A 12,127-nucleotide genomic window follows, 5' to 3' on the forward strand; every position below is an offset into this window, starting at 1 on the left:
CAAGTACGGGGGTGCCGCCGGTCGGCACCCGTTACTGCCCAATATCGAGCACGTTTTCCCTATGAGATTCATGATGTTGATGACTGTCCCCGCGCACACAGGCAGAGCTGGCAAGGGTGACGTCCATGAGGCTGTTCTATGAAGATCATCATTCTGGGCGCCGGTCAGGTCGGCGGCACCCTGGCCGAGAACCTGGCCGGCGAGAACAACGACATCACCATAGTCGACACCGACAGCGATCGGCTGCGCGAGCTGCAGGACAAGTTTGACCTGCGGGTAGTGAACGGTCACGGCGCCCATCCCAAGGTGCTGCGCGAAGCCGGCGCCCAGGATGCCGACATGCTGGTCGCGGTCACCAACAGCGACGAGACCAACATGATCGCCTGCCAGGTGGCCTATTCCCTGTTCAACACCCCGAACAAGGTGGCGCGCATTCGCTCCCCCGCCTATCTGGTGGAGCGGGATCGGCTGTTCCTGCCCGAATCCGTGCCGGTGGATCACCTGATCGCCCCCGAGCAGCTGGTGACCGACTATGTGCGCCGCCTGATCGAATACCCGGGCGCCTTGCAGGTGGTGGACTTCGCCGGCGGCAAGGTGGGTCTGGTGGCGGTCAAGGCCTACTACGGCGGCCCGCTGGTGGGTAACGCCCTCTCCACCCTGCGCGATCACATGCCCAACATCGAGACCCGGGTGGCGGCCATCTTCCGTCAGGGCCGCTCCATCCGTCCGCAGGGCACCACCATCATAGAAGCGGATGACGAGGTGTTCTTCGTGGCGGCGGCCGGCCATATCCGCGCCGTGATGTCGGAGCTGCAGCGCCTCGAGAGCCCCTACCGGCGCATCATGATCGTCGGCGGCGGCAACATAGGCGCCGGCCTCGCCCGTCAGCTGGAGAAGCGCTACAGCGTGAAGCTGATCGAGCGTAGCCAGAAGCGGGCGGAGCAGCTCTCCGAGGTGCTGGAGCACACCATCGTCTTCTGCGGCGATGCGGCGGATCAGGAGTTGCTGGCGGAGGAGCACATCGACCAGATCGACGTCTTCATCGCGGTGACCAACGAGGACGAGGCCAACATCATGTCGGCCCTGCTCGCCAAGAAGATGGGCGCCAAGAAGACCATGGTGCTGATCCAGCGCAGCGCCTACGTGGATCTGGTGCAGGGCGGCTCCATCGACATCGCCATCTCGCCCCAGCAGGCCACCATCTCGGCCCTGCTGACCCATGTGCGCCGGGCCGACATCGCCAACGTCTACAGCCTGCGCCGCGGTGCCGCCGAGGCCATCGAGGCCATCGCCCACGGTGACGAGAACACCTCCAAGGTGGTCGGCAAGACGGTGGGCGAGCTCAAGCTGCCGCCCGGCACCACCATAGGCGCCGTGGTTCGGGGGGATGAAGTACTGATCGCCCACGACCGCACCCAGATCCAGCAGGACGACCACGTGGTGATGTTCCTGGTGGACAAGAAGTACATTCCGGAAGTGGAACGCTTGTTCCAGCCAAGTCCCTTCTTCCTGTAACCTGCCCATGTACCCAGGCAGCGCAAAGCAGACCCGGCACCGCCTCTCCAGGGGGTTGTCCGGGTCTTTTGTCAATCAACGACCAGGTTATCTTGCATGATCAAGCTGCGTCCCATCATCTTCACCCTCGGCCTCGTGCTCTCCAAACTGGCCCTGTTCATGTGGCTGCCCACCCTGCTGGCCCTGCTGACCGGTTCAGAGGGGTTCGTCGAGTTTCTCAAGTCGGTACTGATCACCCACGGCGCGGCCCTGCTCTGCCTTCATTACGGCCGCAAGGCGGAGTTTCACCTCGGCGTGCGGGAGATGTTCCTGCTCACCACCTCGGTCTGGGTGGTGGCCTGCATCTTTGGCGCCCTGCCCTTCTTCTTCATCACCCACATCAACTTCACCGACGCCTACTTCGAAACCATGTCGGGGGTGACCACCACGGGCTCCACCGTGCTGTCCGGGCTCGACAACATGGCCCACAGCATCCTGTTATGGCGCTCCATCCTGCAGTGGCTGGGCGGGGTGGGTTTCATCGTAATGGCGGTAGCGGTACTGCCCTACCTCAACGTGGGGGGCATGAAGCTGTTCCAGACCGAGAGCTCGGACTGGTCGGATAAAAGTGCCCCGCGCGCCAAGACGGTGGCCAACAACATAGTGCTGGTCTACTTGGTGCTCTCCATGCTCTGCTTCCTGGCCTACTGGGTGAGCGGCATGACCCTGTTCGAGGCGGTCAATCACGCCATGACCACCCTGAGTACCGGCGGCTACTCCACCTCCGATCAATCCATGTCCCACTTCTCCAACTCGGCGCACTGGATCGGCACCCTCTTCATGTTTCTCGGCGGCCTGCCCTTCCTGCTCTACGTGCAGAGCCTGAGCCGGCGCGATCACAGCCTGCTCAAGGATGCCCAGGTGCGGGGCTTCTTCTGGCTGGTGGTCTGGGTCACCCTAGTGGTCACCGTCTATCTCTGGTTGCGGGGCACCTACGACTTCACGGATGCCCTGCGCATCAGCAGCTTCAACATCGTCTCCGTGCTCACCACCACTGGCTATGGCCTCGGCGACTATGGCACCTGGGGCCCGCTCACCAGCATCATCTTCATCGTGCTGCTGGCGCTTGGCGCCTGCTCCGGCTCCACCGCCGGCGGTCTCAAGATCTTCCGGGTGCAGGTGGCGTTCGCCCTGTTCAAGAAGCAGATGCGCCAGCTGATGCACCCCTCCGGGGTCTTCCCGCAGAAGTACAACGGCCGGCCGGTCAACGACGCCATCATCCGCTCGATGATCTCGTTCGTGCTGGCCTACTTCGCCATCATCTTGCTGATCGCCGCCCTGCTCGGCGCCATCGGGCTGGATCCCCTGACCGCCATCTCGGGCTCCATCACCGCCGTGGCCAACGTAGGCCCGGGCATGGGCCCGATCATCGGTCCCAGCGCCAACTTCGCCTCCCTGCCGGACTCGGCCAAGTGGATCCTGTCGTTCGGCATGCTGCTGGGGCGCCTCGAGATCCTGACCGTGGCGGTGATCTTCTTCCCCTCCTTCTGGAAGCAGTAACCAGAAGATGGCATGACCGCGAACGTCTGATTACGCCGCTGCGCGGCTAATCAAACCTACGGCCTTGGCTGCAATCGACAAGCCTGTGGATCCGTAGGTTCGAATAGCGAAGCGTATTCGGACGCGGCAACGGGGTTGGTAACGATGTGTATTCGGACACGCAAATGCAGAAGGGCAGCCACTGGCTGCCCTTCTTGTTGCATGCAACTTGAGGCCCCGTCTCACTCGGCCGGGTCTTCCCGCTCCAGCGCCCGGTTGACCAACGGCTCGGGCAGGGTCTTGGTCACCTCCACCCCCAGCTCGCGAAAGCGCTCCACCTGGGCGATCAGGTTGCCGCGGCCGTTGACCAGCCGCCCCATCGCCTTGTCGTAGCTCTCTTGCGCCTTGTGCAGGCTGCCCCCCAGTTGCTGCATCTCCTCCACGAACAGCCGCAGCTTCTCGTAGAGGCGGCCCGCCCGCTCGGCGATCTGGCGGGCATTCTGGTTCTGCCGTTCGTAGCGCCACAGGTTCTCTATGGTGCGCAGAGCCACCATCAGGTTGGTGGGGCTCACCAGCAGTATGTTGTTGTCGAGACCGTAACGCACCAGCGAGGGATCGGCCTCCACCGCGGTGAGGAAGGCGGGCTCCACCGCCACGAACATCAGCACGTAGTCGAGGGTGCGCACCCCGGGCAGCTGCTGGTAATCCTTGCGGCCCAGCTCGCGGATGTGGTTGCGCACCGAGGCAACGTGCTCTTTCAGCGCCACCGCCTTCTCCAGCTCGTCAGCGGCGTTGTACCAGCGCTCGTAGGCGGTCAGCGACACCTTGGCATCGATGATGATGTCTTTGTCCTGCGGCAGGTGGACGATGACGTCGGGCTGATAGCGCTTACCCTTGTCCACCTCGATGTTGACCTGGGTGTGGTATTCGTGACCCTCGCGCAGGCCGCATTCGCTGAGGATGCGCGCCAGCACCACCTCGCCCCAGTTGCCCTGCTGCTTGCTGTCGCCCTTGAGGGCGCGGGTCAGCGCCGCCGCCTCCTCGGTCATGCGGGCGTTGAGTTCGGCGAGGCGCTCCAATTCGAACTTGAGGCTGTGGCGCTGGGCCGTCTCCTGGGCGTGGGTCTCCCCCACCTGGCGGCGAAAGCCTTCCAGCTGCTCTTTCAGCGGAGTGAGCAGCAGATCCAGGCTGTTCTGGTTCAGTTCGCGGAAGTTGCCCGAGTTCTGCTCGAAGATCCGGTTGGCGAGGTTCTCGAACTGCTGGCTGAGGCGCTGTTCAGCCTCCTGTTGCAGTTGCAGCTTCTCGGCGGCGGCCAGCCGCTCGCTGCGCAGGGTGGCCTCGGCATCCTTGAGACGGGCGGTGAGCTTGATCAGCAGGGTCTGCTGCTGATCCAGCTTCTGCTGGCCCAGCAGCCGCTCATCCTGCAGCTCGTCATAACGCGCCTGCAGCGTTTGCAGGCGCTCCTGGCTCAGCAGCAATTCCCGGGCTTGCGCCGTGCCGCTGCGCCGCCCGATCCCCCAGCCAATGCCGATAGCCAGCAGCGCACCCGGCAGCAGCAGGGCCCAGAGCCCGGGCTCGATCATTTGCGACCCCGTTGGCGCAGGAACAGCTCGAGATAGCGGTTGAGCAGCAGCCAGATCAGCACGTAGAGCAGATAGGCGGCCAGCACCACCCACTTGTGGCTGTTAACCCCGGTGTCGAGCTCGACGAATTCGATCCCCTTGATGCGGCAGTAGCCCCACATCAGCAAGGGGAAGACATAGAGCAGAGAAGCACGCCACAGAAATAACCACATGAGTTCATTCAATCCTGCAAAAAGACCCGCCTAGCTTACACAAGGGCAACCCGGCTTGCGATCCTGGCCGGCGCTATTCTCTGGCTTGCAAAGGGAAACTTGGATAAAATTAACCCCTAATAGGTATCAGGGGTGGGCATGACGCATTTTTTCTGTCGCTGGCTGACACAGGCATTGGGAGGCTCCCGCAAACCCGAGGTGGTTTGCCATGAAGCCCGTCCCCCCTGGGCCATCGAAGAGTCCCAGTTCCTCTCCCTCTGCTCCCGCTGCGGCGAATGCTTCAAGGCCTGTCCCAACGGCCTGCTCAAGCCAGCCACCCAGCCCGAATACGACGGCACCCCCATCGCCGGCACGCCGCTGCTCGATCTCGCCTGCGGCCAGTGCAGCTACTGCGGCAGCTGCGCCAGAGCCTGTCCGACCGGCGCCCTCGACCTACAACTTGGCCGTCAAGTACAGACCCGGGTGCGGATCGAGGCAAGCTGTCAGGCCCGCCAGGGCTTCTACTGCCTGCTCTGTGAAGATGCCTGCCCCCAGCAGGCGATCAAGGCCTGTGCCGACGGCGTCAGCATCAACATGGCGGCCTGCGACGGTTGCGGCGCCTGCGGCCTCGCCTGCCTGCACGGCGCCATCACCCTGATCCCCCAACCCTGATCCCGCGCCCGGCGCAAACGACAAAGGGGCCCGCGGGCCCCTTTGTCGTGCTTGCCTGGCTTATGCCATGGCTAGAATGGAATCCTGTTCGATGCCGAGCAGGTGACAGAGCCGGGTCGGGTCGCGCACCGCATCGGCCAGGGTGTATTCACCCAGCACCTCGAGGAAGGCGTTCATGGCGCGGCGCAAAATGCCCTGGATGCGGCAGCCACCGGAGAGGCGGCAGTTTTCACGCTTGCAGTCCACCGGGCAGAGCACGTGCTCCATGTCCATCACCACGTCGCGCAGGTTGATGGAGACGGCGGAGCGACCGAGCCGGATGCCGCCATGCTTGCCACGCACCGTCTCTATGTACCCCTTGATGCCGAGCTGGTGGACAATCTTGACCACGTGGTTGCGGGAGATGCCAAAGGTATCGGCCACCTCTGTGATGGTCGACAGGCGATCTCCCGGCTGGACGGCCAGAAAGGTGAGGGTACGCAGGGCATAGTCGGTAAATCGTGTCAGTTGCATGGTCGCACTTGCCTCTTACTACAAGCCAGAAATCAGGACGACGACCTAAAGCTAAGAGGTAGGGGAACCCCTGCGCCCGCGCAGCGTCCGCCTCTTAATCTGAGTCGTGGAGGTCAAGGTTAAGAGCAGCTCAGGCGGGTGTCGATGAAGATGCACATAAATCGACACTTTCTTTGATTGATCGCAAACTTGCAGGGTTAGCCCAAGGTTTTGGCGGATTTTGACGGTGAAATTCGCCGGTTTCCTCCCTCGCCCCCGCCGATGCTGCCATGTGTCATTCGCAACCGTTTTGCCGATTCAATGGGGCTGCTTGAGCCAGTTTTTGAGAGCGCTGGAGGGGATGGAACTCTCGGAGGCGACCGCAAAGGCGCCCCAGTCCACCGCGCACTGCAGCGCTTCCCGGATCGCCATGCCCCGCGCCAGCCCGTGGATCAAACCGCCGGCGAAGGCATCCCCCGCCCCCGTGGTGTCCACCACCGATACCGGCCGCGCCGCCACCCGGATCTGCTCCTCGCCGTGAATGGCCACCGCCCCCGCCTTGCCTTCGGTCAGTACCAGCCAGGCCAGCTGCTCGCCGGCGATCTGGCGGGCATGCTGCCAGAGGTCGTCCACCTCGCCGAGATCGGAGCGGGAGGCCACCAGCACGTGGCAGGGGCGACGCGCCTGGCCGCCCTTGGGGTACTGGGCCACCACGAAGCTCTTGCCGAGCATCTGGCGCATGTAGCCGATGATGGCGGTGCCGGGATAGTTCACGTAGAGGCAGTCCACCCCCTCGCTCGGCAGATCCCCCGGCAGATCCGGACGCCGTGGCCGCCTGAGGATGGTGCGCTCGCCGGTGGAGTCCACCAGGATCAGCAGCTCGCCGGTCTCGCCGCCGAAGCGCTCCACATGGCTGCAATCCAGACCGTAGCCCGCCGCCTGCTCCAGCAGCCAGTCGCCGGTTTCGTCCAGCCCGATGCGCGACGCTATGGTCACCTCGTGGCCGGCCCACACCAGCCCGATGCCGGTGTTGGCGGCGCCACCGCCGAGCCGGCGGCCCTGATCCACGTACTGCAGGCGGGCACCGGCCACCAGGGGTTCGGAGAGGGAGAGCACGTGATCACAGTTGAGATTGGCGAGCAGCAGAATGCGGGACATGAAGAGACCTCACTGACAGGGGAGCCCAGTATATGAGAAAGGGCCACAGCGGCCCTCCCTGAAATCGCGGGGTTTGTGAGCCCGCTCGACGTTTGCCGGGCGGGCCCGCGACGGCTGCGTCAGTCCAGTACCGCCTCGGCGCTGACGTACTCGTAGCCGAGCGCCTGCGCCACCGCCGCCTGGGTGATCTTGCCCTTGAACACGTTCAGACCGGCCCGCAGGTGGCGATCCTCCTGCAGTGCCCGGGCATAGCCCTTGTCGGCCAGCGCCAGCACGAACGGCAGGGTGGCGTTGGTCAGCGCGAAGGTGGAGGTGCGCGCCACCCCGCCCGGCATGTTGGCCACGCAGTAGTGGATGATGCCGTCCACCACGTAGGTGGGCTCCTCGTGGGTGGTCGGGTGGGAGGTCTCGAAGCAGCCGCCCTGATCGATGGCCACGTCCACCAGCACCGAGCCCTTGCGCATCAGCTTGAGCATGTCGCGGGTCAGCAGCTTGGGCGCCGCCGCCCCCGGGATCAGCACGGCACCGATCACCAGGTCAGCCTGGGCGATGCACGCCTCGATATTGGTACGGGTGGAGTAGAGAGTCTTGAGGGCCGGGCCGTAGAGGCTGTCCAGCTCCCGCAGCCGCGGCAGGGAGCGATCCAGGATGGTGACGTCGGCCCCCAGTCCCAGCGCCATGCGCGCCGAGTTGACACCGACCACACCGCCCCCCAGCACCACCACCTTGGCGGGTGCCACCGCCGGCACCCCGCCCAGCAGGGTGCCGTTGCCCCCCTGCGCCTTCTCCAGGCTGTGGGCGCCGGCCTGGATCGCCATCCGCCCCGCCACCTCGGACATGGGCGCCAGCAGCGGCAGGCCGCCGCGATCGTCGGTCACCGTCTCGTAGGCGATGGCCACCGCCCCCGAGTGCACCAGCAGCTGGGTCTGCACCGGATCCGGCGCCAGGTGCAGGTAGGTGAACAGCAGCTGACCCGGTCTGAGCAGTTCACACTCCTCCGGCTGGGGCTCCTTCACCTTTACTATCATCTCGGCCCGGGCGAAGATCTCCGCCGCGCTGGCCACCAGTTCGGCACCGGCTGCCTGGTACTCGGCGTCGGACAGCCCGATCGCCTCGCCTCCCTGCTGCTGCACCAGCACCTTGTGTCCCCGGGCCGTCAGCTCCTGCACTCCGGCGGGAGTCATGCCGACCCGGTATTCATGGTTTTTGATTTCCTTGGGTACGCCAATAATCATGCTCGCTCTCCTGCTGTGATCCCGCCGGCAGCCGTGTCGGCGCCGGGCAGGATGCCCAAAAATTGCAACAACCACTGCATCATGGTGGCCGAATCCACCTCTCCCTCCAGCGAGGAGAGGCTGCGCTGATAGCGGTCATCGGACAGGAAGTCCCGCCGCCGCTCGATCAGCGCCCGGTTGTACGCCACCGAGAATTCCGGATGTCCCTGGATGGCCACTATGTGGTCACCCTGCAAAAACATGAAATTGGGACAAAAATCATTGCCCGCCAACCGGGTGGCCCCCGGCGGCAGCTGCTCCACCTGATCCTGGTGGCTGGCCAGGATCCGGATGGTCTCGAGCCCCGGCTCCATCCAGGGTTGCCTGGCCAGCATGGGATGAACCGACACCCCCAGCCCCCACCCCTTGGTGGACTTCACCACCTCGCCCCCCAGCGCCTGGGCGATCACCTGATGGCCGAAGCAGACCCCCGCCAGCTTGACGTCGGCATCGTGGGCGCGCCGGATCCAGTCGCGCAGCGCCTGGATCCAGGGGATGTCGCTGTAGGCATCGTGGCGCGAGCCGGTGATGAGCCAGGCATCGCACTCGTGCAGATCGGCCGGCAGCTCGCCATCGAGCGCCGACCAGACCCGAAATTCCAGCCCGGGGGCCAGTGCCCGGAAGCCCTTGATAAACATCTCGGAGTAAACGGGGCCGAAATCCCCCACCAAGTCGGGGTCCAGCCGGTCACAATCGAGAATTCCCAGTCGCATCTGTTACTCCTTCACAGTGATAGCGGCGAACGAAGGTGGATTCCTGCCACCGGGCCATGTCCGGGCTAACTGCTGCATGGTTGATTACTTCATGGTCGGCATGGAGAACTCCGCGCCCGCCCGCAGGCTCTGAGGCCAACGGGCAGTCACCGTCTTCATCCGGGTATAGAAGCGCACTCCATCCGGCCCGTGCATGTTGAGCGGCCCGAAGATGGACCGCTTCCAGCCGCCAAAGCTGTGAAACGCCATGGGCACCGGGATGGGAACGTTCACCCCTACCATACCGACCTGCACGCGAGCGGTGAAGTCCCGCGCGGTATCGCCGTCACAGGTGAAGATGGCGGTGCCGTTGCCGTACTCGTGTTCGTTGATGAGCCTGAGCGCCGTCTCGTAGTCCGGCGCCCGCACGATGGCCAGCACAGGGCCGAAGATCTCCTCCCGGTAGATGCGCATCTCGGGGCTCACCCGGTCGAACAGGCTGCCGCCGATGAAGTAACCCTCGCCGTGGCTCAGGCCCCGGCCGTCCACCACCAGTTCGGCCCCCTCGGCCACCCCCTGATCCACATAGCCGCGCACCTTGGCCAGGTGCTCGCGGCTGATGAGGGGCCCCATCTCGTTCTCCGGGCTCTGGCCCAGCCCCGGGCCCACCCGCAGCGCCGCCACCAGGGGCGACAGCCTGGCCACCAGCGCATCGGCAGTCTCGTCCCCCACCACCACGGCCACCGAAATGGCCATGCAGCGCTCGCCGGCCGCACCGTAGGCCGCCCCCATCAGGGCGGAAACAGCTTGCTCGAGGTCTGCATCCGGCATCACCACCATGTGGTTCTTGGCGCCGCCCAGCGCCTGTACCCGCTTGCCGTGGGCCGAGGCGGTGGCATAGATGTACTGTGCGATGGGGGTGGAGCCGACGAACGACACGGCACCGACCCGCGGGTCGGTCAGCAGCACGTCTACCACCTCCTTGTCGCCGTTGACCACGTTGAGCACCCCGTCCGGCAGGCCGGCCTGCTTGAGCAGCTCGGCCATGCGAAGGGAGAGGGAGGGATCCTTCTCGGAGGGCTTGAGGATGAAGGTGTTGCCGCAGGCGATGGCCACCGGGAACATCCACAGCGGCACCATGGCCGGGAAGTTGAACGGGGTGATGCCGGCGCAGACCCCCACCGGCTGCATCATGGAGTGACTGTCGACCCCGCGGCCCACGTTGAGGGAGTGCTCCCCCTTGAGCAGATGGGGAATGCCGCAGGCAAACTCCACCACCTCCAGACCCCGGGTCAGCTCGCCCTGGGCGTCGGAAAACACCTTGCCGTGCTCGCGACTGATCAACCGCGCCAGATCGTCCCTGTGCTGCTCCATCAGCTCCTTGAAGCGAAACAGCACCCGGGCCCGCACCAGCGGCGGAGTCTGCGCCCAGTCGACCAGGGCGCGCTCGGCGCTGGCGATGGCATCCTGGCACTCGGCGGCGGTGCTGAGCACCACCTGGCCCTGCTGCTGGCCGGTTGCCGGGTTGAAGATGGCCCCGAAGCGCTCGCTGCGGCTCTCGGTCGTCTCGCCGTCGATGAAGTTGCTGACCCTGTATGTCATAAATCCTCCGTGATGGGTTATTCGTGCCTGCCCGCGCCGCCCCGGGGAGCAGGCACGGGCAAGTGGCGCCGCGACGGGCGCCATCAACCGGTTAAAAGTCAGTCCTGGGCCTGCAGGGCGTCCTGCAGCAGGGTGAAGAGATCGTCGATCTGGCTGCGCTCTATGATGAGGGGCGGCGACAGAGCGATGATGTCGCCGGTGACCCGGATCAGCGCCCCCTTCTCGAAGCAGCGCACGAACACCTCGTAGGCGCGCTTGCCCGGCGCATCCGGCATGGACTCGAGCTCGATGCCCGCCACCAGCCCGTAGTTGCGCACATCCTTCACGTGCTTGCAGCCCTTGAGCGAATGGGCCGCCTCCTCCCAGTAGCCCGCCAGATCGGCGGCGCGGCTCAGCAGGTTCTCGTTGCGATAGATCTCGAGGGTCGCGAGGCCCGCGGCGGCGGCCACCGGATGGCCGGAGTAGGTGTAGCCGTGGAACATCTCGATGGCCCCCTTGCCGGCGGCCATCATGTCGTCATAGATGGCGTTGCTCACCAGCACGGCCCCCATGGGGATGGCGCCGTTGGTCAGCCCCTTGGCGCAGGTGATCATGTCGGGAATGACGTCGAACTCCTGGGCGGCGAAGGGGGCACCGAGGCGGCCGAAACCGGTGATCACCTCGTCGAAGATCAGCAGGATGCCGTGTTTGGTACAGATCTCCCGCAGCCGCTTGAGGTAGCCCTTGGGTGGCATCAGCACGCCAGTACTGCCGGCGATGGGCTCGACGATCACCGCCGCTATGTTGCTGGCATCGTGCAGGAAGACGATCTTCTCCAGCTCGTCGGCCAACGCCACATCCTCCTCGGGCAACCCCTTGGTAAAGGCATTCTTGGCGATGTTGAGGGTGTGGGGCAGGTGATCCACCCCGGTCAGCAGGGAGCCGAACCACTTGCGGTTGCCGGGAATGCCCCCTACCGAGATGCCGCCGAAGCCGACCCCGTGGTAACCACGTTCACGACCGATCAGCCGGGTACGAGTGCCCTGGCCACGCGCCCGCTGCCAGGCCAGCGCGATCTTGAGCGCGGTATCGACCGACTCGGAACCGGAGTTGGTATAGAAGACGTGGCCGAGCCCCTTGGGGGCGATCTCCACCAGCCGGTTGGCCAGCTCGAACGGCAGGGGGTGCCCCATCTGGAACGTGGGGGCAAAATCGAGGTGGGAAATCTGCTGGGAAACCGCCTCGGCAATCTCGCGCCGACCATGACCCGCGTTGCAACACCAGAGCCCGGCAGTGCCATCCAGTATCTTGCGGCCATCCTCTGAGTGATAATACATCCCCTCTGCCGACTTCAGGATGCGCGGCGCCGCCTTGAACTGCTGATTGGCGGTGAACGGCATCCAGAAAGCGGACATGTCGGAGGGGGTATTGATGTCGCTGATCGGTTTCAT

11 protein-coding genes are annotated in these 12,127 nt (G+C 64.9%); 3 read left to right on the forward strand and 8 right to left on the reverse strand.

What is annotated here, in order from left to right:
* Positions 1-138: 138 nt before the first annotated feature.
* Positions 139-1,515: a Trk system potassium transporter TrkA gene (gene trkA, locus I6L38_RS18065; RefSeq protein WP_005307752.1), complete on the forward strand. Its 1,377-nt coding sequence runs from the start codon at positions 139-141 to the stop codon at positions 1,513-1,515.
* Between the two features lie 96 nt (positions 1,516-1,611).
* Entirely contained in the window at positions 1,612-3,054 is a 1,443-nt protein-coding gene (locus I6L38_RS18070; protein WP_216988807.1) for a TrkH family potassium uptake protein, read from the forward strand.
* Positions 3,055-3,275: 221 nt separating this feature from the next.
* Here I6L38_RS18070 and rmuC read toward each other — a convergent pair whose 3' ends face one another.
* Together rmuC and I6L38_RS18080 are read right to left on the reverse strand one after the other, a co-directional pair.
* A complete protein-coding gene (rmuC, locus tag I6L38_RS18075; protein WP_017785242.1) occupies positions 3,276-4,616 on the reverse strand; it encodes a DNA recombination protein RmuC in 1,341 nt (446 codons plus the stop codon).
* The gene (locus I6L38_RS18080; RefSeq protein ID WP_005307744.1) at positions 4,613-4,828 is read right to left on the reverse strand and encodes a hypothetical protein; all 216 of its coding nucleotides are present in this window, start codon (positions 4,826-4,828) and stop codon (positions 4,613-4,615) included. Before I6L38_RS18080 ends, rmuC begins: the two co-directional genes overlap by 4 nt.
* A gap of 138 nt (positions 4,829-4,966) precedes the next feature.
* Between I6L38_RS18080 and I6L38_RS18085 the strand changes: the two genes are divergently transcribed.
* Positions 4,967-5,479, forward strand: a complete 513-nt coding sequence (locus tag I6L38_RS18085) for a ferredoxin-type protein NapF (protein WP_005307741.1) — start codon at positions 4,967-4,969, stop codon at positions 5,477-5,479.
* 60 nt (positions 5,480-5,539) lie between these two features.
* Here the strand turns inward: I6L38_RS18085 and I6L38_RS18090 are convergent, their stop codons facing one another.
* The 6 genes from I6L38_RS18090 to I6L38_RS18115 form a co-directional block, all read right to left on the reverse strand.
* Positions 5,540-5,992 carry an Rrf2 family transcriptional regulator gene (locus I6L38_RS18090; protein WP_005307739.1) on the reverse strand — a complete coding sequence of 151 codons (453 nt, stop codon included), beginning with the start codon at positions 5,990-5,992 and terminating at the stop codon, positions 5,540-5,542.
* A 297-nt stretch (positions 5,993-6,289) separates the two neighbouring features.
* On the reverse strand, positions 6,290-7,129 hold the full coding sequence (locus I6L38_RS18095; protein WP_005307736.1) for a PfkB family carbohydrate kinase: 840 nt from the start codon (positions 7,127-7,129) through the stop codon (positions 6,290-6,292).
* 119 nt (positions 7,130-7,248) lie between these two features.
* Positions 7,249-8,364, reverse strand: coding sequence for an alanine dehydrogenase (ald, locus tag I6L38_RS18100; RefSeq protein ID WP_010635456.1), 1,116 nt, complete (start codon positions 8,362-8,364; stop codon positions 7,249-7,251).
* Complete coding sequence (locus I6L38_RS18105; RefSeq protein WP_216988808.1) at positions 8,361-9,116, reverse strand: glutamine amidotransferase; 756 nt, start codon at positions 9,114-9,116, stop codon at positions 8,361-8,363. The genes ald and I6L38_RS18105 overlap by 4 nt, the downstream gene beginning before the upstream one ends.
* 84 nt (positions 9,117-9,200) lie before the next feature.
* Positions 9,201-10,697 (reverse strand): CoA-acylating methylmalonate-semialdehyde dehydrogenase, encoded by a 1,497-nt coding sequence (locus I6L38_RS18110; protein WP_216988809.1) that lies wholly within the window; start codon positions 10,695-10,697, stop codon positions 9,201-9,203.
* Positions 10,698-10,795: 98 nt separating this feature from the next.
* Entirely contained in the window at positions 10,796-12,127 is a 1,332-nt protein-coding gene (locus I6L38_RS18115; protein WP_216988810.1) for an aspartate aminotransferase family protein, read from the reverse strand.

Source organism: Aeromonas sp. FDAARGOS 1408 (genome assembly GCF_019048665.1).
GTDB lineage: Bacteria > Pseudomonadota > Gammaproteobacteria > Enterobacterales > Aeromonadaceae > Aeromonas > Aeromonas dhakensis.